This window comes from Shewanella sp. DC2-4, from assembly GCF_013248875.1.
Lineage (GTDB): Bacteria > Pseudomonadota > Gammaproteobacteria > Enterobacterales > Shewanellaceae > Shewanella > Shewanella oncorhynchi.
The window spans coordinates 2,019,594-2,044,223 of the sequence record NZ_JABRVR010000002.1 but is presented as its reverse complement, the minus strand read 5'-3'; the positions used below and the strand labels follow the sequence as shown (position 1 = coordinate 2,044,223).

At 45.2% G+C, this 24,630-nt stretch carries 21 protein-coding genes and 3 tRNA genes; 14 read left to right on the top strand and 10 right to left on the bottom strand.

Features of this window, described 5'->3' with window-relative positions:
- Window positions 1-680 precede the first annotated feature (680 nt).
- Window positions 681-2,063: a Na+/H+ antiporter NhaC family protein gene (locus HQQ92_RS09760; protein WP_173244947.1), complete on the top strand. Its 1,383-nt coding sequence runs from the start codon at window positions 681-683 to the stop codon at window positions 2,061-2,063.
- Window positions 2,064-2,381: 318 nt separating this feature from the next.
- Window positions 2,382-3,716 carry a glutamine synthetase family protein gene (locus HQQ92_RS09755; RefSeq protein WP_173244944.1) on the top strand — a complete coding sequence of 445 codons (1,335 nt, stop codon included), beginning with the start codon at window positions 2,382-2,384 and terminating at the stop codon, window positions 3,714-3,716.
- Between the two features lie 132 nt (window positions 3,717-3,848).
- On the opposite strand, the gene efp is transcribed toward HQQ92_RS09755, so the two are convergent.
- The 6 genes from efp to HQQ92_RS09725 form a co-directional block, all read right to left on the bottom strand.
- Window positions 3,849-4,409: an elongation factor P gene (gene efp, locus HQQ92_RS09750; RefSeq protein ID WP_105252465.1), complete on the bottom strand. Its 561-nt coding sequence runs from the start codon at window positions 4,407-4,409 to the stop codon at window positions 3,849-3,851.
- Window positions 4,410-4,454: 45 nt separating this feature from the next.
- Window positions 4,455-5,636, bottom strand: a complete 1,182-nt coding sequence (gene earP, locus HQQ92_RS09745; RefSeq protein WP_028759989.1) for an elongation factor P maturation arginine rhamnosyltransferase EarP — start codon at window positions 5,634-5,636, stop codon at window positions 4,455-4,457.
- Window positions 5,637-5,721: 85 nt separating this feature from the next.
- Complete coding sequence (gene fldA, locus HQQ92_RS09740) at window positions 5,722-6,249, bottom strand: flavodoxin FldA (protein WP_006081576.1); 528 nt, start codon at window positions 6,247-6,249, stop codon at window positions 5,722-5,724.
- A gap of 54 nt (window positions 6,250-6,303) precedes the next feature.
- Window positions 6,304-6,576 carry a LexA regulated protein gene (gene ybfE / locus HQQ92_RS09735; RefSeq protein WP_006081577.1) on the bottom strand — a complete coding sequence of 91 codons (273 nt, stop codon included), beginning with the start codon at window positions 6,574-6,576 and terminating at the stop codon, window positions 6,304-6,306.
- Window positions 6,577-6,586: 10 nt separating this feature from the next.
- Window positions 6,587-6,808 carry a DUF2788 domain-containing protein gene (locus HQQ92_RS09730; RefSeq protein WP_006081578.1) on the bottom strand — a complete coding sequence of 74 codons (222 nt, stop codon included), beginning with the start codon at window positions 6,806-6,808 and terminating at the stop codon, window positions 6,587-6,589.
- 101 nt (window positions 6,809-6,909) lie between these two features.
- Entirely contained in the window at window positions 6,910-7,686 is a 777-nt protein-coding gene (locus HQQ92_RS09725) for an alpha/beta fold hydrolase (RefSeq protein ID WP_173244941.1), read from the bottom strand.
- Window positions 7,687-7,984: 298 nt separating this feature from the next.
- On the opposite strand from HQQ92_RS09725, the gene seqA reads away from it, so the two are divergent.
- Both seqA and pgm read left to right on the top strand, forming a co-directional pair.
- On the top strand, window positions 7,985-8,527 hold the full coding sequence (seqA, locus tag HQQ92_RS09720) for a replication initiation negative regulator SeqA (RefSeq protein WP_173244937.1): 543 nt from the start codon (window positions 7,985-7,987) through the stop codon (window positions 8,525-8,527).
- Window positions 8,528-8,600: 73 nt separating this feature from the next.
- A complete protein-coding gene (pgm, locus tag HQQ92_RS09715) occupies window positions 8,601-10,253 on the top strand; it encodes a phosphoglucomutase (alpha-D-glucose-1,6-bisphosphate-dependent) (RefSeq protein WP_173244935.1) in 1,653 nt (550 codons plus the stop codon).
- Between the two features lie 117 nt (window positions 10,254-10,370).
- On the opposite strand, the gene msrA is transcribed toward pgm, so the two are convergent.
- Window positions 10,371-10,850 (bottom strand): peptide-methionine (S)-S-oxide reductase MsrA, encoded by a 480-nt coding sequence (gene msrA, locus HQQ92_RS09710; RefSeq protein WP_173244931.1) that lies wholly within the window; start codon window positions 10,848-10,850, stop codon window positions 10,371-10,373.
- Between the two features lie 330 nt (window positions 10,851-11,180).
- On the opposite strand from msrA, the gene astE reads away from it, so the two are divergent.
- The 5 genes from astE (at window position 11,181) to nadA (ending at window position 17,375) form a co-directional block, all read left to right on the top strand.
- Window positions 11,181-12,215 carry a succinylglutamate desuccinylase gene (astE, locus tag HQQ92_RS09705; protein ID WP_173244928.1) on the top strand — a complete coding sequence of 345 codons (1,035 nt, stop codon included), beginning with the start codon at window positions 11,181-11,183 and terminating at the stop codon, window positions 12,213-12,215.
- A 162-nt stretch (window positions 12,216-12,377) separates the two neighbouring features.
- On the top strand, window positions 12,378-13,556 hold the full coding sequence (locus HQQ92_RS09700) for a thiamine pyrophosphate-dependent dehydrogenase E1 component subunit alpha (protein WP_113939702.1): 1,179 nt from the start codon (window positions 12,378-12,380) through the stop codon (window positions 13,554-13,556).
- Window positions 13,557-13,559: 3 nt separating this feature from the next.
- Window positions 13,560-14,537: an alpha-ketoacid dehydrogenase subunit beta gene (locus tag HQQ92_RS09695; protein ID WP_028759982.1), complete on the top strand. Its 978-nt coding sequence runs from the start codon at window positions 13,560-13,562 to the stop codon at window positions 14,535-14,537.
- Window positions 14,538-14,546: 9 nt separating this feature from the next.
- Entirely contained in the window at window positions 14,547-16,160 is a 1,614-nt protein-coding gene (locus HQQ92_RS09690; protein ID WP_173244927.1) for a dihydrolipoyllysine-residue acetyltransferase, read from the top strand.
- Between the two features lie 132 nt (window positions 16,161-16,292).
- Entirely contained in the window at window positions 16,293-17,375 is a 1,083-nt protein-coding gene (gene nadA / locus HQQ92_RS09685; protein WP_173244924.1) for a quinolinate synthase NadA, read from the top strand.
- 159 nt (window positions 17,376-17,534) lie between these two features.
- Here the strand turns inward: nadA and gap are convergent, their stop codons facing one another.
- Both gap and HQQ92_RS09675 read right to left on the bottom strand, forming a co-directional pair.
- The gene (gene gap, locus HQQ92_RS09680) at window positions 17,535-18,545 is read right to left on the bottom strand and encodes a type I glyceraldehyde-3-phosphate dehydrogenase (RefSeq protein ID WP_006081590.1); all 1,011 of its coding nucleotides are present in this window, start codon (window positions 18,543-18,545) and stop codon (window positions 17,535-17,537) included.
- Window positions 18,546-18,746: 201 nt separating this feature from the next.
- Window positions 18,747-19,646, bottom strand: a complete 900-nt coding sequence (locus HQQ92_RS09675) for a DUF2989 domain-containing protein (protein WP_173244921.1) — start codon at window positions 19,644-19,646, stop codon at window positions 18,747-18,749.
- Between the two features lie 203 nt (window positions 19,647-19,849).
- On the opposite strand from HQQ92_RS09675, the gene HQQ92_RS09670 reads away from it, so the two are divergent.
- The 5 genes from HQQ92_RS09670 (at window position 19,850) to HQQ92_RS09650 (ending at window position 23,541) form a co-directional block, all read left to right on the top strand.
- Window positions 19,850-21,283, top strand: coding sequence for a glyceraldehyde-3-phosphate dehydrogenase (locus tag HQQ92_RS09670; RefSeq protein ID WP_028759978.1), 1,434 nt, complete (start codon window positions 19,850-19,852; stop codon window positions 21,281-21,283).
- Window positions 21,284-21,645: 362 nt separating this feature from the next.
- Window positions 21,646-21,721, top strand: a tRNA-Gly gene (locus HQQ92_RS09665).
- Window positions 21,722-21,745: 24 nt separating this feature from the next.
- Window positions 21,746-21,819: transfer RNA gene (locus HQQ92_RS09660), tRNA-Cys, on the top strand.
- 49 nt (window positions 21,820-21,868) lie between these two features.
- A tRNA-Leu gene (locus HQQ92_RS09655) sits at window positions 21,869-21,955 on the top strand.
- Window positions 21,956-22,347: 392 nt separating this feature from the next.
- Window positions 22,348-23,541 (top strand): amino acid aminotransferase, encoded by a 1,194-nt coding sequence (locus HQQ92_RS09650; RefSeq protein ID WP_173244918.1) that lies wholly within the window; start codon window positions 22,348-22,350, stop codon window positions 23,539-23,541.
- Between the two features lie 113 nt (window positions 23,542-23,654).
- On the opposite strand, the gene HQQ92_RS09645 is transcribed toward HQQ92_RS09650, so the two are convergent.
- Entirely contained in the window at window positions 23,655-24,575 is a 921-nt protein-coding gene (locus HQQ92_RS09645; protein WP_113940492.1) for a YvcK family protein, read from the bottom strand.
- Window positions 24,576-24,630: the final 55 nt, after the last annotated feature.

Genomic DNA, 24,630 nt, shown 5'->3' with positions numbered 1-24,630 from the left:
GGGGGATAAGCACAGAATTGCGCTTTTTTTATAAATATCCCTCAGTTAAATATGCTTTAACAGACGATTAAAGAAATCTGCACAAGTTTTATGTTCTGACATTGGCATGATTTTAAGATTGTTTATCTATTGGGTTGGTAGGGGAATCTTGTTTATGTTTTTTCATTTCGAAAGATGAAAATGCGTTTTCATTAGCTGACCCATATTTAATTTCTCTATATTAGCCATATCAATCGTGACAGAAGGAAATGTATTTTAGCTGATACTTAATGGTTGATTTTTAGTCAGATATTTTTGATAAGGTAAACTTATGCCGCGGCATTTTATCTTGTGATAATTAGGCATATTTATTGAATGCTTATTAAGCTAAGAAGATCATAAATGTTTAAGTTACAATCGCGTTAAAAGTCTTCTAGATTATACGGTTATGTAAAATTGTCTCGCGGGAAATAAATTTATTTTCTATCAAGTTAAATTTATAGTTGACTCAATATTCGATGCGCTTTATTTTCTGCGCGATGTTTTTGGCAAGGCACCTTAGATAGCAAGCAATTCGCGGGTTTTATCTTCAGGGTTAGTCATCATGAAGCAGCTGTGTTGACGTTCTAAATCGTGTTGATTTCAGACGTTATTCTAAAACCATTTGCCTTTTAGGCGATTTATTTAGAGGACCTAAGTGCATGTCTGAACCGACAGCGTTAAGTCTCATTCCACCTTTGGTGGTATTGGTGTTAGCTATTTGGTTACGCCGTCCTATTTTATCTTTGATCATAGGTGCGGTAACCGGTTTCCTGTTACTCGATCCCAGTCAAGTCTTAAACAATTTTGCTAGTGTGTCATTGAAGGTTATGGCCGATGAAACCATAGGTTGGTTGATTCTGGTGTGTGGTGGTTTTGGTGCGCTCATCGCACTTTTAGTACGAACTGGCGGCGCATTAGCGTTTGGCCGCAATGCACTTAAATTGGCGAAAGGACCTAAATCTTCCCTATTAATGACATTTATCCTTGGGATCGTGATTTTTATCGATGACTATCTCAATGCGTTGACCGTGGGTGAAACCATGAAGCGTGTAACGGATAAATTTAAAGTGTCCCGTGAAATGCTCGCCTATGTCGTGGACTCCACCGCCGCGCCCGTGTGCGTGTTAGTGCCATTATCGACTTGGGCGGTATTTTTTGGTGGATTACTGGTGGATAACGGTGTGGCAGCCGAAGGTCAAGGCATTGCAGTTTATATGCAAGCTATTCCTTACATGCTTTATGCTTGGTTAGCTGTGGCTATGGTGCTACTTGTCGCATTAGGTATTGTGCCCGCCATTGGTCCAATGAAGGCTGCGCAGCTGCGCGCTGCCCAAGGTGAACCCGCTGAAGCGCAAGTGGATTTCGACCAAGTGCAAACTTCGGATGAATATGCGGTTAAAGCCATAGAAGAGGAATTTAAGCACGCCGATAATCAGGGCAAACTGCATAACTTTTTAGTGCCTATTGGTTTGTTAGTTGCCTTTACCGTGTACTTTGATATCGACGTGTGGAAAGGCTTGCTGGCGACCTTAGTTATCACGATTCCTTATTATGCAGTGCAGCGTTTGATGCCATTTTCAGAGATGATGGACCAAATGATCGATGGCTTTAAAAGCATGCTACCAGCCATTAGCACTGTGATTGCGGCGTTTGTGTTTAAGGATGTGTGCGATCAGTTATTACTGCCGCAGTATGTCATTGAATCATTAAGCCCATTTATGACACCTAAATTGCTGCCTGCGGTAGTGTTCTTATCTATGGCTATACTCGCGTTTGCCACAGGTTCGAGCTGGGGTATATTTGCCGTGACGATTCCTATCGTGATGCCATTAGCGCAAGCGGTTGGGGCGGACATCCCATTAGTCATTGGGGCCTTATTGTCTGCATCATCATTTGGTAGCCAAGCGTGCTTCTACTCAGATTCAACCGTATTGGCCGCCCAAGGCTCAGGTTGTAACTTAGTGAGCCATGCTGTGACTCAGTTACCTTATACGCTTATCGCAGCAGTAATAGCATTTATCGGCTTTATTGTGATTGCATAACTTCTGTCACGATTAATATAAGAAACCAGCTACGGCTGGTTTTTTAATGTCTGCCGTAATGGGGTTAGGCGGCTAGAGTGAGTAAAAGGTGAGTAAAAGGTGAGTAAAAGGTGAGTAAAGAGTGATGAGGTTTGAACTAGAATAAACACGATTACACTGTTAAATGAATATTTTCAACTGATGTCAAATTATATTTTACGAAATTGTCATTTATATTTTACATATTTCATCGTCGCCATGTAGCTTTTCAAATCAAAGCCTGATTATACTTTGCATCCTTCAGGGCATTATTTTCAACATTAGTGGCAAACGAATCAAATGGACTCAACTCTTCTTACTGCGTTTTTCGAGCACGGCACAATACGTGATGTCGAATGTTTATTCCCTGATATTTCAGGCTATCCAAGGGGAAAGCTTATGCCAGCCCGAAGTTTTGCTCAGGGTGCTGAATTACGTATTGCCCAAGCGATTTCGATGCAGGCGATTACCGGTGAGTATTCCTACGATCCTGTTTTCCCTGATGCTGATCCTGATCTTTTACTCGTCCCCGATTACAGCACTCTCAAGATGATCCCATGGAGCACAGTGCCGCGCGCATTTGCCATCCATGACTGCGTATTACTGGATGGCAATTTATGTCCATTTGCGCCGCGCTCTATGTTAAAAAATGTATTGGCCCGTTACCAAGCCCTTGGGTTAACGCCCGTGGTGGCCCCTGAGATTGAGTTTTATCTGACTGAATCGAATACCGATCCGAGTGTGCCGTATCAGGCACCCATTTCAAAAAGTGGCCGAGCTGAAAATGGTCAATCCGCGTTTAGCATGAATATGCTCAATGAACTCGCACCATTTTGGGATGAGTTTAATGCCGCCATCGATGCGATTGGGATTAAAGGTGATACTTGGATCCATGAAATGGGGCTATCGCAATATGAAATTAACCTAGTGCATGGCGATCCGCTGGCCTTAGCGGATCAAGCCTTTATGTTTAAATACGCGGCGAAAGAAATCGCCATTAAACATGGCTTGAATGCAATTTTTATGGCAAAACCCATAGCGGGGCAACCCGGCAGTTCTATGCATTTACATCAAAGTGTCATCGATGATAAAGGTAATAATATTTTCAGCCATGCTGATGGTAGCGACACTGACCGTTTTCACCACTACATCGGCGGATTACAAAAGTATCTACCTGATTTAATGTTGTTATTCGCACCCAATATCAATTCATTTAGACGTTATATTTCCGGCAGTCAAGCGCCGATTAATTTAAGTTGGGGCGTTGATAATCGCACCACTGGCTTACGTGTGCCATTAAGTGCTCCTGTAGCGAGACGGGTAGAGAATCGTATTGCGGGCGCCGATGCTAATCCGTACCTGATGATTGCCGCATCTTTGGCTGCGGGCCTTGCCGGAATGGAAGAAAAATTATCGCCAAGTGCACCAGAAACAGGGAGCGCCTACGATAGCAGCCATGACCTAGCGCAGACATTTTTAGCTGCGTTAACGCAAATGCGCCAAAGTGATTCGGCACGACGCTTACTCGGGGACGATTTTGTCACTGGCTTTGTATCGGTGAAGGAAATTGAATTCCAAAGTTATTTGAGTGAGATAGGGGCTTGGGAGCGACGTTTCTTAGGGCCGCAATGCTAACGCTTATTTAATGAGGGGATTTTGCTGGATAACACCTATTCCCTTGAGTGACTCGACACATCACTAAAAAAACAGCAACAAAAAAGCCAGTGCAAGCACTGGCTTTTCTGTGTCTGGAAACGAGAAGGGCGATTAAACGCGCTTCTTGAATTCACCAGTACGAGTGTCGATTTCAATTTTGTCGCCTACTTTCACGAAGTCAGCAACACTCACTGTGCCACCGCCAGTGATAGTCGCTGGCTTCATCACTTTACCTGAAGTATCGCCACGAGCTGAAGGCTCAGTGTAGATCACTTCACGTACGATAGTGGTTGGCATTTCAACAGAGATAGCTTTGCCATCATAGAAAGTCACTTGGCAAGTTTCTTCCATACCATCAACGATATAAGCCGCTGCATCACCTAGGTTTTCAGCTTCTACGTCGTATTGGTTGTATTCTGCATCCATGAATACAAACATAGGATCTGCAAAGTAAGAATATGTGCAGTCAAGACGATCTAAGATGATGTCTTCTAACTTATCTTCACCTTTGAAAGTCGTTTCAGTACCAGAGTTAAGCAGTAAGTTTTTCAACTTTAACTTAACGATAGCAGCGTTACGGCCAGAACGAGTTGTTTCAGTTTTCTGCACAACCCATGGGCTGCCATCTAACATGATCACGTTACCAGGACGGATTTCATGAGCAGTTTTCATTACACTATTTCCTATATTTAGATTTTTCTGTTTTCGCGCAGTATCTTAGCTGTTTTTAACGAACTGAACTAGTCGAGTAGCGAGATCTGCAGCATTTAATGCATTAATTGGCCATTGTTTAGCATGGTGATGCAACAAGGGCAAATTAACAGGATTAAGGTTTTGCCAGTGAAGGCTCACGGCTGATTGCTGTGCTTGGTTGAACGCGAGATTCAATTCAGACCAATAACAAGCAATTTTAGGTGGCAGATTATCGCAGTAAAGTTTGAGAAAAGCTTCTAATTTTACGAGGTGATAATCATCTTCTTGGGGATAAATGTGCCAAATGAAGGGTTTTGCGGCCCATTGGGCACGTAAAAAGGAATCTTCACCGCGCACGATATTAAAATCACAGCTCCAGAGCAGGCGATCAAACCCCTGTTGGTCTGTCATAGGTAAAATGTGCAGGGTTAAATTACCATGATTTATCTGTTGACCCGGCACTAGATCGGCAATCTCACAGGGCAGTAAATGTGTCAGACTGTTTAAGCTACGCCCCTTTGGGAGCAGCGCATGGATTTTTTCTACCGATTGCTGCCATAACTCACATAATGCGGGTAGCGCCTCGGTCTCATAGCTAAAAACGCTAATCACTGTGTCTTGTGCCTGAATGTCCTTAAGACCTAGATCAGTAAAAAGCTGCAATTTATTGGCAGTATCAGCTTGCCAAGCATCACGCTCTGCAAACAAATTTTGCTCGCAAATGAGTCCACCCGTTTTGGCGCTAAAACCGGGAAAGTAGAAATACTTTTTCAAACCATTGGCTTGTAACGATGGCAAACCATGGCAGCCTTCAACCCAATCCTCTGCGCTTAAATACTCTAAATTCAGCCAAACAGGTACAGATTTTGGGGCGTTCTGATGTAAATAAGCCAGCTGCTCTTTTACCTGTTCGGGGAGTTCACAGGCAAAGGCTTCGATGAGCACTGCTCCTGCGACAAACTCTATAGGTAAAGGCTCTTTCCAATGAATAATATTCACACCATTGAAGGTTTGAGTGGCTTTTAGTGGATCGAGTGTCGGTAAGATATGCGAGAAGCTTGCGAGGTCGTCGACCCACAAATTAACGGGGATCTGATACTCATTGGCTATTTGTTTGGCTAAACGCCAAGTGACGCCAATATCGCCATAGTTATCAACGACGGTGCAAAAAATATCCCAATGATTGGAGCGAGGTGTGTTGCTCATGAGTGTGGTATGTCGTTATTCTTAGTCAGAAATATATGCATAAAAAAAGCGGCGTTAAGCCGCTTTAATCAAATGGTTAACAGAATTAATCTTCTAATTCAGCTAAACACATTTCTTCGTAAATTTGCTTAACCCAAGCATCAACACGTTCTTCAGTCAGCTCTGGTTGGCGATCTTCATCGATACCTAAACCAATAAAGTGGTCGTCATCGACTTGACCTTTAGAGGCTTCAAAATTGTAGCTTGCAGTTGGCCAATGGCCGATGATGATGCCACCACGGGCCTGAACAATATCGCCAACCATGCCCATGGCATCAAGGAAATACTCAGCGTAGTCTTCTTGATCACCACAACCAAAAATAGCGACAAGTTTGTCAGTAAAATCAATTTGCTCTAATTCAGGGAAGAAATCATCCCAGTCACATTGCGCTTCACCGTAATACCAGGTCGGGATGCCGAACAGCAGCAAGTCATACTCTGCAATCTGTTCTTTGGTACTTTTGGCGATATCTTTCACCTCAACCATTTTTTTACCCAGTTTTTTCTGGATCATCTTGGCTACAGCTTCGGTGTTACCTGTGTCGCTACCGAAAAAAAGACCTACAGTTGCCATTGTCTATCCTTTAATGTCTAGTTCACTTATTAGGTTAATCTTGCTGGTACTCGTTCAGCACTCAACTTGTTGCTGAAGAATTAATTCGATTAACTGGCTACGGCTGATGTTACTGGCCAATGCCTGCTCATTCAAGGCGTCATACAAATCTTGTGACACCTTTAACTCTATTCGCTTTAATCCGTTGGCTTTATCGCGCTGGATTTGATTGCGTTTGTTGACCTTAAGCTGTTGGCTACGGGACAAAGGATTACTTCTTGGGCGGCCCCGGCGCTTTTCATTGGCAAAAAGGTCAATGGTGGTTCTGTCTGTCGCTTCTTTTGCCATGTTCTTATTGTTAACCGATCCCTGAGCCTTCCCAAGTGATCTGGATAATACCTTTTACAATAAACCCGGCGCAGCCGAGAAATAACACTAACCAAACAATAAATCGACCAAATTTTGGCACGTTACCTTGTTTAAGCACATCGTGGATGGCCATGCCGATAAAGAAAAATATCGAGGCAAAAAACAGGTTCAGGCCGATGGTTTCAATTTGTTCCATGTACTGAGATAACATACTTTCTTAGTCCTTGAGAGTGTTCTAAGGCCAAAAGAGGCGCGAATATATCACAACAAGATGGCGGCTGCCATATGCTTTCGGTCGAGTTTGCTGCTGATTTACATTGAATGTTTGTCAATAAATTCAGACACGATCCGGTTAAAAATGGCGGGTTTTTGCACATGCAACCAATGACCACATCCTTCAAGTGTTTTTGCCTGTGCCGCGGGGAATTGCGCCATGATAGCGCTTCTGTGCTCGCTAGTGACATAATTTGAGTCGCCGCCGCGAATAAACAGACTTGGTCCAGCATAGCTTTGTACTGGATTTAGTGTCTGATTTTGCCAGCCAATAATATTAGGATAACAAGCCTTTAGGCCACTTAAGTTCATTTTCCAACGAAAGCCAGTATCAGTGCGTTGTAGATTTTTGAGTAAAAATTGTGCCGTTGCTTCGTCAATACCATTGTCAATTAAGTGGTTTAGGGCAAAGCGTCTGTCGGTATGGCCTTCTAAGGGCAGACTTTCTAATGCCGCAAACACTGTGTCGTGTCTTGGCTCATAGGCGACGGGGGCGATATCGGCTGCCACCATACTGATAATGCGCTCTGGAAAGGCTAACGCCGTCGCCATGGCGATTTTACCCCCCATGGAGTGACCCACAATATGGGCGCGTTCAATTGCCAGTTCGTCGAGCAAGCTGATCATTGCAGTGGCGAGGCGAGGGTAGTCCATTTGATCCCAATGCTCACTTAAACCATGATTGGGCACATCGACACGAATAACTTGATACTGATTTTCTAATACTTGCCCTAGACCTTTTAGGTTATCTAGATTACCGAACAAGCCGTGGATCAAGATCACTGCGGGTCCTTGGCCTGTGGAAACAAAGTTCATGGTGATTCCTGTTGGAGATTTTTAGCTTAGCGTGACGCGAATTGTGCCCTTAATGCCGTTGGCTTGACAAGTCAGTTGCCATTTCTATAGTGGGGGCGGCCAGTAACTTGTGTGCTTTTTCGGCAATTGTCGATTAACTGCTAGTTTGCTGTGCTATTTCCCGCACTTTTAGAATAATGGCGCTTTATCAGATTGATAGAGATAGATACACTGGTAACAGATCGCAATGATCTGCCCCGATCGCTGTGGTACACTTTTTTCGGTTAAGCCTGTCGAATAACAAAGGATAATTAAGGTTATGAAATATATCGAAGTAGATGAAGAGCTCTATCGTCATATTGCCAGCAAAACAGAACGAATTGGTGAGAGCGCCTCTGACATTCTTCGTCGATTACTCGGCCTGTCCGTCGATGCGGTCGAACAACCCCAGCCTTTGGCGATTAGCCAACCGAGCCTTGAAGCTGAACCTATTCAGCCCATCGCGGCGCAAACAGTGCCAGCAGTGAATGATTTTAGTCGCTTAGTCGATGAACATCAGTTATCGCAGCAAAAAGGCGCAGTAGGTCGTTTTCTGTTTTTGCTCGAAAGTTTGTATCAATTAGCCCCAGAGCAATTCTCACAAATTTTGCAGATCCAAGGGCGCGATCGTTTGTATTTTGCTCGCTCTAAGGAGCAACTGCTCGAAGCGAGTGCTTCGGCTAACCCAAAAGAAATTGGTACAAGTGGTTTCTGGGTAACGAGTAACAACAATACCGCCAAGAAACGCACTATTTTATCGGAAGTTTTAGTGCAATTTGGTTGTGATGCGACAGTAGCAGCGGGTATCTCCGAGCGCGTTTAATCCGCGGATGAGCCAAGTTAGTACGACATTTTTCTACTTTTTCTAATTGTAATTGAGTGCAGGAGAGCCATCGGTGGCAATACATCAAAGGGCAGGACAAATCGCTAATCAGACGGATCTGGTCAATATTCCAAAACTGATGAGCCATTATTACAGCATCACGCCAAATATGGATGACGTACAACAACGCGTCACCTTTGGCACTTCTGGGCACAGAGGCTGCGCCTTCAATGGCAGTTTTAACCAACAACACATTTGGGCGATTACCCAAGCTGTAGTGGACTACCGTCAATCGGCAAATATCGATGGGCCGCTGATCCTTGGGATTGACACCCATGCGTTATCCTATGCAGCCTATTTGTCGGCAATTGAAGTGCTGGCGGCAAATAAAGTCACAGTGAAAATCCAACAGAACGACGGATTTACACCTACGCCAGTGGTTTCCCATGGGGTGATTTGCGCCAATCGCGAAGCCAATATTACGGGTGCTGCATTGTCCGATGGTTTGATCATTACGCCTTCCCACAATCCTCCTCAGGATGGTGGCATCAAGTACAATCCACCCCATGGCGGACCTGCTGAAGGTAATATCACGGCTTGGATTGAATCGCGAGCCAATGATTACTTGCGCCAAGCGTTAGCTGGCGTGCAAAAATTAGCGTATGCCGAAGCGCTGGCATCAGGCTATGTCAACGCCATTGATTTGATTACACCCTATGTGGCTGATTTAGAAAATGTTATCGACATGCAGGCGATTGCTAAGGCTAAGCTGCATATCGGTGTTGATCCGCTCGGTGGTTCAGGGATTTTCTACTGGGCACCGATTGCCGCGCGTTATGGGCTCGATATCACCTTAGTTAATGATAAAGTTGACCCAAGCTTTAGCTTTATGCCGCTGGATAAAGACGGCAAAATCCGCATGGATTGCTCGTCTCCCTATGCGATGGCAGGTTTACTCGCCCATAAAGAATCCTTTGATTTATGCCTTGGTAATGATCCTGACTATGACCGTCACGGCATCGTTTGCCCTGGTACGGGTTTGATGGATCCGAATCATTATCTTGCGGTCGCTATCGATTATTTACTGACACACAGACCAGATTGGAGCGATACCTTAGCCATAGGTAAAACCTTAGTATCGAGTGCGCTTATCGATAAAATTTGTGCTTTCCACGGCAAAACGTTACTCGAAGTGCCAGTGGGTTTTAAGTGGTTTGTCGATGGTTTAGCCGAAGCCACAATCGCCTTTGGCGGTGAAGAGAGTGCTGGCGCGGCATTTTTACGCCGTGATGGCTCTACTTGGTGTACGGATAAAGACGGTTTTATTCTAGGGTTACTTGCGGCAGAGATCCTTGCGGTGACAGGTAAAACCCCAGGTCAGCGTCACCAAGAGTTAGTAAAACAATTTGGCCAAAGCTTTTATAAGCGTATCGATAGCCCAATCAGTCTTGAAAACAAGGCCAAATTTGCGTTATTGAATGCTGAAACCTTAAATGCCACTGTGCTTGCGGGTGAGTCAATCGAAAACGTGTTAACCCATGCGCCGGGCAATAATGCGGCCATTGGTGGCATCAAAGTGACTACGGCGAATGGTTGGTTTGCGGCGCGTCCATCGGGCACGGAAGCGTTATTTAAGATCTACGGCGAAAGTTTTATCAGTGAGCAACATTTAGCTGAGATCATCAAAGATGCGCAGGCATTAATTGATAAGGCGCTAAACGCTTAATCCAGTAGTAGGTTTAGCTAACGCCTCAAAATAAAAAAACGCACTCAGATTTGAGTGCGTTTTTGTTTGTGTCTAATTCAGCTGTGAGTAGTTGATCTAATACTGATTTGACCGTACTTAGTATTCGATATGACAACTCGGTAAGTTATTCTTATCGATGTAATTTTGATGATATTCCTCAGCAACATGGAACTGTTGCAATGGCACAATTTCAGTGACGATATGGCGTAATCCCCAACGACCTGAGCGGGCAAAAGCTAATTTTGAGGCTTCTGCGGCCGCTTTTTGCTCACGGTCGTGGAAGAAAATGGTGCTGCGATATTGGGTGCCAATATCTCCGCCTTGCATGTTCAGACTCGTTGGATTGTGGTTTTTCCAAAATACATCGAGCAAGTCTTCATAACTGACAAGGGCGGGATCGAATTCCACTTGCACCACTTCGGCATGGCCCGTTTTGCCTTTTTTGACTTCTTCATAGGTTGTCGCCGCATTATTGCCGCCCATATAGCCGCAGGTGACATTCGATACGCCGTTCACTTGTCTAAAAAAATACTCTACGCCCCAGAAACAGCCGGCACCAAAGGTTGCTAACGCCATAATTAAATCCAATAGAAGTCTAGATGGCTAAGGATTGTGATAAAACTTGAGTGCAAAAGCAAGCCTCAAGCTGGAATATTTATCATGGGAAATTCTTAGGGAATGTCCTAAGAATTTAACAATCAGCTTAGTTGAATGTCATTCCGCTTAAAACTGGGTCCTACGGCAATAAATGTCTGAGAACAGCACTAAAAACATGTGTTAGTATTGAAGCCGTTTTTTAGGTGCGAGTGAGACTAACCGCGGTGAGATAAATGCTTAAGTGGTTATTACTGCCTGTACTTATGCTATTGCGCCAATACTGTTACACATCATTATAAGGAGAATTCTGTGTTACAAGCTCTGTTAGATTCAAAGGATTTTTTAGCGCTCACCTTAGCCCATCCTGAACAGTTCGATGGCGAATTTTCATTTAACTTAGGCGATCATACTCAAGTGGAAGTGTGGGATACCGGTGTTATTGTTTTCGAACCAGTAAAGAATGAAGGAAAAGATATTGTGCTTTCCTGCGGTGTTCACGGTAACGAGACCGCGCCCATTGAACTCTGCAATAGCTTAATTAAACAACTTCTACAGCAAAAGATCATCGCAAAGCAGCGCACTTTATTTCTCATTGGTAACCCATTAGCGATTAATAACGGCACGCGGATTATTGACGAAAACATGAATCGTCTCTTTAGTGGTGAGCATTCCAATCCACCAGGGTTAGTGAACCCTGAGCGAGTACGCGCGAAAAAACTCGAAGCCTATGTCGATCGTTTTTATACTGCGGTTGCCGATGGACGTCAGCGCATCCATTATGATCTGCACACGGCGATGCGCGCCTCGAAGCATGAAAAGTTCGCTATCTATCCCTATCGTCCTGGGCGCGCCTTTAGCGGCGAGCAAATTATGTTTTTAGCCGCAAGCGGCGTCGATACAGTACTTTTCCACCACGAACCGACCACGACCTTCAGCTATTTTTCCTCTGAACGCTACGGTGCCGATGCCTTTACCATTGAGCTTGGCAAAGTGTATCCCATGGGGCAGAACGACATGACGCGTTTTATCGCCACCCATGAAATGTTCATGCGCTTGATCACCGCTAAGCCGTTGGCGCTGGATGCATTTGATGCCGATAAGGTTAACTTGTACCAAGTGTGCCGCGTCATCAATAAACATTTCGATGATTTTGAATTTACCTTCGCAACAGATGTCGAAAACTTCAGATCTTTCCCGAAGGGCTTTGTTTTAGCGCGGGAAGGTGGGCAAGAAATTAAAGTGGAGCACGAGTTTGAGTCTGTCGTGTTCCCTAATGCCAAAGTGCCTATTGGCAATCGCACTGTGATTTGCCTGATCCCTGCGGTGAATGCGGACGTGCGTTAGGCTTGTAAAGCAATATATACATGCGTGGCAGGGATAACTTGTGGTTTGAGCTATGCCAATGGTTGATAGGTAGTTTACGTTAACGTAATGTTCGTCGGGCATATTCGTATAAACAGACGCATCAAAACGCTTTGATGCGTAATGAGATAACAAGAGCACAATATGAGCAAAGCAACACTCAACACTGATACAGTGCACCGTGTCGGCTTCTTGGATAAGGCATCGCTACACATTCCTATCCTTCGAATTCTACAAGCCGACGGCACCACTTATGAAACCGCGGTTTTGCCTGTGATAGATGAAACCTTAGCCACTAAAATTTACGATACCTGTGTATTCACTCGGGTACTTGATGAACGTATGCTTGGCGCCCAGCGTCAAGGGCGCATCAGCTTCTACATGACCTGTACGGGTGAAGAAGCGGCGATTGTCGGCAGTGTGGCCGCACTCGATCAAGAAGATGTGATCCTCGCGCAATATCGCGAGCATGCGGCGCTGCGTTATCGCGGCTTTACCACTGAACAGTTTATGAATCAGATGTTCAGTAACGAGAAAGATCTTGGTAAAGGTCGACAAATGCCAATCCATTACGGTAGTGCGGCATTGCATTATCAAACGATTTCTTCACCGTTAGCCACGCAAATCCCGCAGGCGACTGGTGTGGGCTACAGCTTAAAAATGCAAGGTAAGCGCAAAGTCGCGGTTTGTTATTTTGGCGAAGGCGCTGCATCGGAAGGGGATTTTCATGCTGGCCTAAACATGGCCGCGGTACTGAAATGCCCAGTGATTTTCTTCTGTCGTAACAATGGCTACGCGATTTCTACCCCCACTGAAGAGCAGTTTGCCGGTAACGGTATTGCCAGCCGTGGTGTCGGTTATGGCATGCACACCATTCGTGTTGATGGTAATGACATGTTGGCCGTGTTAGCCGCAACTCAGCAAGCCCGCGCCTATGCGATTGAGCATAATGCGCCTGTGCTGATTGAAGCCATGACTTATCGTCTCGGCGCGCACTCTTCTTCAGACGACCCCTCTGGTTATCGCTCGAAAGATGAAGAAGCCAAGTGGCAGCAACACGATCCGGTTAAACGCTTCAAATTATGGCTTATCAACAAAGGTTGGTTGGCTGAAGCGGATGATGTGAAACTGCATGAAAAATATCGTGAAGAAGTATTGGCTGCGGTAAAAGTGGCTGAAAAAATTCCTGTGCCTATGCTGGATGAAATTATTGAAGATGTGTACGACAAGCCGACGCCAGTGCTGAAAAAGCAACTCGCCGAGCTTAAAGAACATATCAAGAAATATCCGCAAGCCTATCCAAAAAGTGCAGGGAGACTATAAGCCGTGGCTGAAATGAATATGTTACAGGCCGTCAATGAGGCCTTGTCGATTGCCATGCAAGCCGATGAACGCATGGTGGTTTTTGGTGAAGATGTGGGCCACTTTGGCGGGGTATTTCGCGCCACCTCCGGTCTTCAAGAAAAATTCGGTCGCGCTCGCTGCTTTAATACGCCGCTGACAGAGCAAGGTATTGCCGGTTTTGCCAATGGTTTAGCCTCAAATGGCATGACCGCCGTGGCTGAAATTCAATTCGCCGATTATATCTTTCCGGCGTTTGATCAAATCGTTAACGAGTCGGCTAAGTTCCGTTACCGTAGCGGTAATGAGTTCGATGTCGGTGGATTAGTGTTCCGTACGCCCTATGGCGGCGGTATCGCGGGCGGCCATTATCACTCTCAATCACCCGAAGCTTATTTTACCCAGACACCGGGATTAAAAGTGGTGGTGCCACGTAACCCTGAGCAAGCCAAAGGTCTGCTGTTGGCGTCAATCCGTGACAAAAATCCGGTGATCTTCTTTGAGCCTAAGCGTTTATATCGTGCATCGGTTGGCGAAGTGCCAGCGGGCGATTATGAAATTGAACTGGGTAAGGCTGAAGTGGTTCGCGAAGGTAAAGACATCACCTTAGTGGCGTGGGGCGCGCAAATGGAAATCCTTGAAAAAGCCGCCGACATGGCCGCTAAAGAAGGGATCTCCTGTGAAGTTATCGATTTACGCACCTTGTCACCCTGGGATATCGATACCGTTGCCGATTCAGTCAAAAAGACCGGACGTTTACTGGTTAACCATGAAGCGCCATTAACCGGTGGTTTTGCTGGTGAGATAGCGGCGACGATTCAGCAAGAATGCTTCTTGTATTTAGAGTCACCCATCAGCCGCGTTTGTGGTTTAGATACCCCGTACCCACTCATTCATGAAAAAGAATACATGCCAGATGCATTCAAAACGTTTGAAGCCATCAAAGCATCAGTGACCTTCTAGGAGTCCGGTATGATTAAAGATTTTATTTTGCCGGATATTGGCGAAGGTGTTGTGGAGTGTGAGTTGGTTGAATGGTTGGTCAAAGAAGGCGACACAGTCGTTGAAGATCAGCCGATTGCCGATGTCATGACAGACAAAGCCTTAGTGCAAATCCCTGCGCCTTTTGCTGGCGTAGTCACTAAGCTGTATTACGCCAAGGGCGATATTGCGAAAGTGCATGCGCCGCTTTATGCCGTACAAATTGAAGGTGCCGTTGAAATCGCGGGCGAAGAATCTGTTGCGGCTGCAGCTGCGACAATCGCAAAAGCTGCTGAGCCAGTGGCAGTCACAAACGCGACCACGTCATCCAGTTCGTCTGTCAGCATTGAAGAATTCTTGCTACCAGATATCGGCGAAGGCATAGTTGAATGTGAGCTAGTCGAATGGTTGGTGAGTGAAGGTGATTGGGTTGAGGAAGATCAACCGATTGCCGACGTGATGACAGATAAAGCGCTGGTGCAAATTCCTGCCATTAAAGCGGGTAAAATAGCCAAACTGCATTATCGCAAAGGTCAGCTTGCCAAAGTGCATGCGCCTTTATTTGCCATTGAAGTTGAACAGGCGGCTTCTGCACCTGCAGCGACAACAAATACAGATAATGCGGCACCTGCAGCGCAGGCTGTGAGTGCAGAGCCTGCTCGTCAAGGTAAAGCCTTAGCCAGCCCAGCAGTTCGCCGTATGGCGCGGTCGTTAGATATCGATTTGAGCCAAGTACCTGGCACAGGAAAGCACGGCCGTGTGTATAAGGAAGACATCACTCGCTTCCAACAAGGCGCGAGCAATGTTTCTGCTCCAAGTGTGGCTCAGGTAAAAGAGGCGTCAGTTCAAGCGACTCAAGCATCTCAAACCCAAGTCCCAACATCTACAGTGACTCAACGCGCTGACACGGTTGAGCCTATCCGCGGCGTAAAAGCTGTGATGGCACGCATGATGGTGGAATCTGTGTCGAGCATTCCGCACTTTACCTATTGTGAAGAGTTTGATTTAACAGACTTAGTTGCACTGCGTGAAAGCATGAAAGTGAAGTATTCGTCTGATGAAGTGAAGCTGACCATGATGCCTTTCTTCATGAAGTCAATGTCGCTCGCGTTAAGTCAGTTCCCTGTGATGAACAGTCAAGTGAATGCGGATTGCACTGAACTGACTTATAAGGCGCGTCACAATATCGGCATGGCGGTGGATTCTAAAGTCGGTCTCTTGGTGCCCAACATCAAAGATGTGCAGGACAAGAGCATTTTAGAAGTGGCCGCAGAAATCACCCGCCTGACCCAAGCAGCCCGTAGCGGCCGCGTGGCGCCAGCGGATCTGAAAGACGGCACTATATCTATTTCTAACATTGGCGCTTTAGGTGGCACAGTGGCGACGCCTATTATCAACAAACCTGAGGTGGCGATTGTGGCCTTAGGTAAGTTGCAAACCCTACCGCGCTTTAACGCGAAAGGGGAAGTCGAAGCTCGCCAAATCATGCAAGTGAGCTGGTCAGGTGACCATAGAGTGATCGATGGCGGCACCATTGCTCGCTTCTGTAATCTGTGGAAACAGTATCTTGAGCAGCCACAAGAGATGTTATTAGCGATGCGCTAAGCCGCTGGCACGAATAACTGACACTAAAAGGACGCTAAAAGCGTCCTTTTTTATTTGCTTTGCACAAATGGGTTAATCTTTTGATCCCGATTACGTATAATTCCCGAACGTAGTTATCCTGATGGATGTGTTATGAGTCAGTTAGCCCCCAGCCCATTTGCTCCAACAATAGAAACCATTGATTACCCGTTTCCGCCTAAACCAGTGCCTTTGTCCGATGCGCAAAAAGCCGATTATAAGGCGCGGATCAAACAACTGCTCATTGAAAAAGATGCCGTTCTGGTTGCCCACTATTATACCGATCCTGAAATCCAAGCCCTCGCCGAAGAGACTGGCGGCTGTGTTTCAGACTCCTTAGAAATGGCGCGCTTTGGCCGCGATCACCCAGCAAAAACCTTAATCGTTGCTGGGGTCAAGTTTATGGGCGAAACCGCCAAGATTTTAAGCCCAGAAAAAACCATTTTAATGCCGACCCTTGAAGCGACCTGTTCATTGGACTTAGGTTGTCCAATCGATAAGTTCAGCGCTTTCTGCGACGCGCACCCAGATCATACTGTGGTGGTTTACGCCAATACCTCGGCTGCGGTTAAAGCGCGTGCCGATTGGGTGGTGACCTCAAGTATTGCTCTCGAAATCGTTGAGCACTTAGACAGTGAAGGTAAAAAGATCATTTGGGGACCCGATCGTCATTTAGGCAGCTATATTGCCAAACAGACGGGCGCCGACATGTTGATGTGGCAGGGCGATTGTATTGTTCATGACGAGTTTAAATCTAATGCGCTGCGCGATATGAAAAGCGTTTACCCAGATGCAGCTATTCTTGTGCATCCTGAGTCGCCAGCCAGTGTGGTGGCGATGGCCAATGCTGTTGGCTCGACCAGTCAGCTGATTAAAGCGGCGCAGACCATGCCGAATGAGCGTTTTATCGTGGCAACCGATCGCGGCATTTTTTATAAAATGCAGCAGGCGGCGCCAGGTAAAATTTTAATTGAAGCGCCAACGGGCGGAAATGGCGCAACCTGTAAGAGCTGTGCCCACTGTCCTTGGATGGCGATGAACGGTTTGCAGGCAATTGAAGCGTCACTCGCCGACAGCGATAAAACCACCCATGAGATTTTTGTAGATGAAGACTTAAGAGTTAAGGCGCTTATTCCGCTGACGCGTATGCTGGATTTTGCCAAGACACTGAATATGAAAGTGAAGGGTAATGCCTAAGCGCGTTATTTAGCTTTTCTTCAGCCTAATAAAAATCCCTACCATAGCGTGGGGATTTTTTATGTCTGTTGTTTTTATTAAAACTAAGGCAATAAAAAGCCTCGCAAATGCGAGGCTTGATTGAGTAACGCGGGATCTAATGACTAGATTACTTTACGCTTACTTGGCGTTCATCAGTGCAACCGCGTTATCTAACATACGGTTACTGAATCCCCACTCGTTATCATACCAAGACATCACTTTCACTAAACGACCGTTTACACGGGTTTGAGTTGCGTCAAAGTTTGAAGAAAACGCATTGTGGTTAAAGTCGATAGACACCAATGGCTCTTTGTTTACCGCTAACACTTCGCTCAATGGCGCAACGCTGGCAGCGCGTTCGATAATGGCATTCACTTCTTCAACTGTCGTATCACGGGCAGCGATGAAAGATAAATCCACGAGTGATACGTTAACTGTAGGTACACGAACCGCTAAACCGTCGAATTTACCTTGTAATTCAGGTACAACCAAACCTACAGCAGCTGCTGCGCCAGTTTTAGTTGGGATCATTGACAGTGCCGCAGCACGGGCACGACGTAAATCTGTGTGGTACACGTCAGATAAACGTTGATCGTTGGTATAAGCGTGAATGGTGGTCATCAGGCCTGATTCGATACCAATCTCGTCATTTAACGGCTTAGCAAAAGGGGCTAAACAGTTTGTTGTACAAGAAGCATTTGAAATCACTGTCATGTCTGAGGTCAGCACGTTGTTGTTCACACCGTAAACAACTGTGGCATCCACATTTTTACCTGGAGCAGAAATAATCACTTTCTTCGCGCCAGCGGTTAAATGTGGTTGAACGGTTTCTTTAGAAGTGAAGATACCGGTACATTCGAACACCACGTCTACTTGCAACTCAGCCCATGGTAGTTTTGCAGGATCACGTTCTTGGAAAGTGAGGATCTTATCGCCATTCACATAAATAGCTTCGGCATCATGGTCAACTTTCGCATTGAAACGACCATGAACAGAATCGTATTTTGTCAGGTGAGCGTTGATTGAAGCGTCGCCTAAATCATTAATAGCGACAATCTTGATTGGATAAGCTTTTTCGCTTTCGTACAAGGCGCGTAATACGTTTCTACCGATACGGCCATAGCCATTTATTGCTACACGGATAGTCATCTCATATCCCTCTGGTGATTATAAAATTCAACTGGTAGTAAAATTACCAAACTGACAGCTATCGTCAAGTTAAATCGGCATTTTACCGCTGTCTTGATTAACAAATTAGGTATTTTTTTTACATCGGTCGCGAAATCGCCATTTTTCACGCGTTAATTGGGTAAAAAATTACAAGATGGCAAACATTTTGCCATCAGTTGCTTAGTTTACTTTTTCGACAGGCGCAGGCGGCACCACCTCAGTTGCAGTTGGCGCTTGGGCAACCGCTTGAGGATCAAGCCATTGTCTTACTGGACTCATAGAATAAGTGCCCTTTTTTAGCACATCGATAAGGGCTTGGGCTTTTAGATCGAGTTCAGTCGCCAGCGTTTTATTGCCACCGAGCAAGGCTAGCATTTTTTCCTCAGAATACTTCTGCTGCGTAAGTAGTAAATTTGCTTTCGTCAGCATATAGGATTTATCTAAAACTTGTTGCTGGCGATAGGCAGATGCGAGCCCAAGTAACCAGTTAACGTCGAAATCATCGTAATGGATCTCCGCAAAGACTTTAAGATAGAGTTGTTGCGCTTTGATGGCATTTCGATTGCTGTAATAGGTTGCGACTTGGGCAAGTAGAAAGGGGTCAGTCACTTCGCCGGCGTTTTCCTGTTCTAATAATCTATTTAACGCTGCGGTATCGCCAAAGCGAGTCCATTGGTAATAGGACATAAAAGGGTCTTGCCGTTCACGGGTTTGATCTTGTAGTAAACTTAAATTTTGAGTGCTTAGTCTAAAGGCTCTGGCTCTATCAGCTGTGCGATTGGTGTGGATGATATGCTGAACGCCAGAGGCGAGTTCAATGCAACGGCTGTAATCCTCAAGGTAGGTTAATTGTGAGTAGAGCTGCTTACCTGTGAGGTTTTCGTTGTCTTTTAACATGTAGCGGTTTTGGATAAGTTTGGTCTTTTCAGTCAAACACCAGCTATCCTTATGCAAATCGGCACAAATTTCAGGATTATTTTTACAAATTGCTGAGATATTTCGGTCATTATCACAACCGAAAAGACCGAAAAAGCTCATCCCTAAGGTAAATGATGTAATTATTACTAGATTTTGTCTCAAAACACTCTCCAAACGATAATTTTTCTAATAAAATTACAGATTTACAGAAAATATCTTACTGGCAACAAAGCGCGACTTTCATTACAATGGCGCCGACCAAAACAGGGTTTTCCCTAAAACCCGCATTAGATTATTGGTCTTTTCGTCATGTTACTCAAACCTTTCAGTACATTTTATTGAAAAGTGAGATAAAGGATCTGTAAATGAGCGCTGATAAACACCTACAAAGTTGGCAAGAACGTTTTGAAATGGCAGAGGCGATGCAGCCTTTGTTAGGCAAGTTGTACCGTAACCAAGGCGTTGAAGTCGTGGTCTACGGCAAGCCGTTACTCAATGCTTCTACGATTGAAATCATTAAAGCGCACCGTTTAGTTCGTCGTCATGTCGGTGAAAAATTACGTTTACGCGAGAGTTTCCCCTTCGTTCAAGCTTTGAGCAAACTCGCAGTTAAACAATGTAAAGTGGATATTGGTAAACTCGCAGTTAATTACTGGCGCGATCATACTGATGTCAGCGAAATTGAAAGCTATATGGCAAAAGAATTGGCCGATGCCATCGACCATGCCGATGATGTCGCGCCGCGTGACGTCGTGCTTTATGGTTTTGGCCGTATCGGTCGCTTATTGGCACGCTTGCTGATTGAACGCACAGGTCGCAGCAATAAGTTAAGGTTACGCGCTATCGTTTTACGTGGCGGTAAGAAAGGCGATTTAGAAAAACGCGCGAGTTTACTGCGTCGTGACTCAGTCCATGGTCCTTTCAATGGCTCTGTTGAAGTTGACGAAGAGAACAACGCCATCATAGCCAATGGCACTTATATCCAAGTGATCTATGCTAATTCACCCGACGAAGTGGATTACACTAAATACGACATCAATGATGCATTGATTGTTGATAATACAGGTATTTGGAAAGATGAAGCGGGTCTTGGTTTACACCTTAAGAGTCCAGGTGCCAGCAAAGTATTACTGACGGCTCCTGCAAAAGGCGCGATTAAGAACATCGTTTACGGTGTGAACGAAGGCGATATTACCCCAGAAGACATTATCGTTTCAGCGGCGAGTTGTACCACCAATGCTATTACGCCAGTACTGAAAGCTGTGAATGATAAATATGGTATCGAGAATGGTCACGTTGAAACGATTCATTCTTATACTAACGATCAAAACCTGATTGATAACTATCATACCGCTGACCGTCGTGGCCGTAGTGCACCATTAAACATGGTGATCACTGAAACGGGTGCAGCAAAAGCGGTTGCTAAAGCTTTACCTGCATTAGCCGGTAAGTTAACAGGTAACGCGATTCGTGTGCCGACGCCTAACGTCTCTATGGCGATCATCAGCATGAACCTGAATGCTGAAACCAGTAAAGATGAGCTTAACGAGTATCTGAAAGATACGGCGCTACAATCACCACTGCAAAATCAAATTGATTACACAGACTCTACTGAGATTGTATCGAGCGATTTAGTGGGTTCTCGCTACGCGGGTGTGGTTGATTCACAAGCGACTATTGCAGAAGGCAAGCGTGCCATTCTTTATGTATGGTATGACAACGAATTTGGTTACAGTTGCCAAGTGGTTGGCGTAATGCAAACTATGTTAGGTTTAACGACGTTATCTCTACCTGCGTAAATTGCCCGCGTAGTTTTTGCTCGAGTGATTAATGACTTTGCCTAACCTTTGAATAAAGCGCCCAATAGGGCGCTTTTGTTTTTCTATACTTCTACAATTTTATTGGACTCGACTCCATGATCCCCTGTTTATCTGCCGCGTTTAATTAGCGGTAGCATCGGCATCAGTATCGGTACAAAGCCTAAATTGATGAATGAAACATCAACTTTACTGAGGTGTGGCGGTTTATTGGGCAAACGATACGGCTTAGATCATTTTTTAAAAATTGTTGATTGACTCTGAGGTCTAAATCGGTAGAATGCCATCCGCAGTCAGGGGAAAGCATGCCGAGCATGAGTTCAAATGATTAAGCGCAATGATAGGCGACATTAGCTCAGTTGGTAGAGCGATACCTTGCCAAGGTATAGGTCATCGGTTCGAACCCGATATGTCGCTCCAAATTTTAATAAATTTGGCAGTTTGGGCGCGATGGCAGAATGGCTATGCTGCGGATTGCAAATCCGTCGATCTCGGTTCGACTCCGGGTCGCGCCTCCATAGATTAAAGTATTAATGACACGATTCCCGTCGTTAATATAAAGAGTTTGCCCGAGTGGTGGAATCGGTAGACACAAGGGATTTAAAATCCCTCGCTGGTAACAGCGTGCCAGTTCAAGTCTGGCCTCGGGTACCAAAAAGCAGAAAGCCCTGACTGATGTCAGGGCTTTTTTGCTTTATAACTTCTACATCCACATTTTATGATTCTTAATCTAGTATCACTACAGCTATAGATTGGTTAGGCCCAAGCCCACTATTTTACTCATTCAGTATTGCGACTTCTGACCTGTTTCTTTTCTACAATATAAAACTGAGTGATTTTGTGATCTAGATGTTGTAAATCGCTTTATTTAAGTAATGTCACTATTTTGGCAATAATTGCGTAATAAAATGTACTTTTTATTGTTGAATCGACAATAGTGTAATAATTTCCCTAAGAAGGGACTTAAGTCGCTATTACCCCCTTAAAGACAGTGGTATAAATAAGCCGAAATTTCCCCCTACACGCGCATATTAGGATACGTAGTCATGATTTTCTCTCAAGTATTACTCGCACCCGCTGATCCAATTCTTGGTTTAACCGATACCTTTAAAGCTGATCCGCGTCAGGATAAAGTTAATCTTGGTGTTGGCATTTATAAGGATGAGGCAGGACAGACTCCCGTTCTGGCTTCAGTGAAAAGAGCCGAGGCCATTTTACTTGAGCAAGAGAAGACCAAAAACTACTTAGGTATTGAAGGCGTTCAAGCTTATAACCGTGTAGTACAAACTTTGTTGTTCGGCGAAGGCAGTACATTAATTTCTTCTGGCCGTGCTGCCACAGCGCAAGCTCCTGGTGGTACAGGAGCACTGCGTATTGCTGCTGAGTTTTTACTGCGTAATACCGATTCGCACACGATTTGGGTGAGTAATCCAACGTGGGCCAACCATCAAAATATTTTTGAAACGGCGGGTTTAACGGTTAAAGAGTACGGTTATTACAAAGCAGAAGCCCATGACATCGATTTCGATACCATGATGACTGATTTATCTAACGCGAATGCGGGCGATGTCGTGCTGCTACACGGTTGCTGCCATAACCCAACGGGTATCGATTTAACGTTGGCGCAATGGGAACTTGTTGCTCAATTGTGTGCTGATAAGAAACTCGTGCCACTGTTTGACTTTGCTTATCAGGGTTTTGGTGCTGGCATTGAAGAAGATGCGGCAGGTCTACGTTTAGTCGCGTCTAAAGTGTCTGAGTTGCTGGTCGCTAACTCTTTCTCTAAAAACTTTGGTCTATACAACGAGCGTATTGGCGCCGTAACTGTGGTGGCTGAAGATGCTGATGCTGCCGTACGTGCTTTTAGCCAAGTGAAACGTACCATACGCGCCAACTATTCTAATCCGCCAGCCCACGGCGCACTGATCGTCAGCACGATATTAAATGATGCAGCTCTGAAAGCCATGTGGGTGCAGGAAGTCAAAGAGATGCGTGAACGTATCGCCGAAATGCGTACTCTGTTTGTTGATAGCTTAAAGGCTGAGGGCGTGACTCAGGACTTCAGTTTTATTTCTCGCCAAAATGGCATGTTCAGTTTCTCAGGTTTAAACAAAGCCCAAGTGGCACGTTTGAAAGACGAATTTGGTGTTTATATTGTCGGCTCTGGACGCATTAGCGTTGCAGGCATGACTAAGACGAATATGCCTGTTATCTGTAAAGCCATAGCACAAGTGTTGTAATGGTTATTGCAGCCTTATAGACAGACTAAAGGGACATTCCTTTTAGCTTTACAATATAAAGGACAGCACTTGCTGTCCTTTATTATTTCGATTGAATGATTATCAGGTAAGCGTTAGCAGGCAAGCGGTTGTTGAGTGAGATCATTGAGTCGCAGCAGGGCGCTTAATGCATCTAATAGGTTCGCTTGATCATGCAAGTTTGGATTATGGCGATTCTTCAACGGAAAATAGTTAATCAGTGGCCCTAAACGCGTTTGTTCACCGTGGCGAAGTACTTTGTGAATAATGGGCTTGCCAATCACTTGGTGACACCAAGCGATACGTTGCTCAATGCTAAACCGACCAGCGGGTGAGGCCTCTTCGGCAAGGTTATCGATAAAGATCACCTGTGCTTTAGTAGCAGCGAGGCTTTTCGCGAACTTAGGTAACAGCAGCGGCGGCATGATACTGGTTAAGAAGCTGCCAGGGCCTAGAATAACTAAATCTGCGTGCCGAACAGCTTCACAGGCTTCAAAGGTGGCATCGACCTGTGGCTCAAGGCAGAGCGCGATAGGCGCCTCATTCATACTGTCGACATTGATCTCCCCAAAGACTTTACTGCCACAGGCTTGCAGGGCCACTAAGTGAGTGGGCTGCTCTGACATGGGAATAAGTTGGGTTTCAATCTTGAGTAAGTTACGGATGAGATTAACTGCCTCTAATGGACGAACGCAGAGTTGATCAAGAGCCAGTAAGATTAAGTTACCTAAATTATGGCCACTAAGTTCAGTGGCACCTTGGAAACGGTATTCAAACAATTGCGAGCCAACGGAAGGACGATTAGCTAAATGGGATAAGCAGTTACGTAAATCCCCCCAAGCAATGCAGTCTTGCTCGGCTCTCAGTCGACCAGTAGAACCGCCATTATCAGTGGTGGCGACAATCCCTGTAAGGCGGTTGCCTAAAAAATCGAGCGAGGATAATACTCGGCCTAAACCATGGCCTCCGCCGATGGCGACGACACGTTCAAATTGATTTAACATCAAATGCTGCATCTGGGTTTTTCCTTCCTGAATACCCGAAAACTTAATGTCATAGCCATCCATTGTC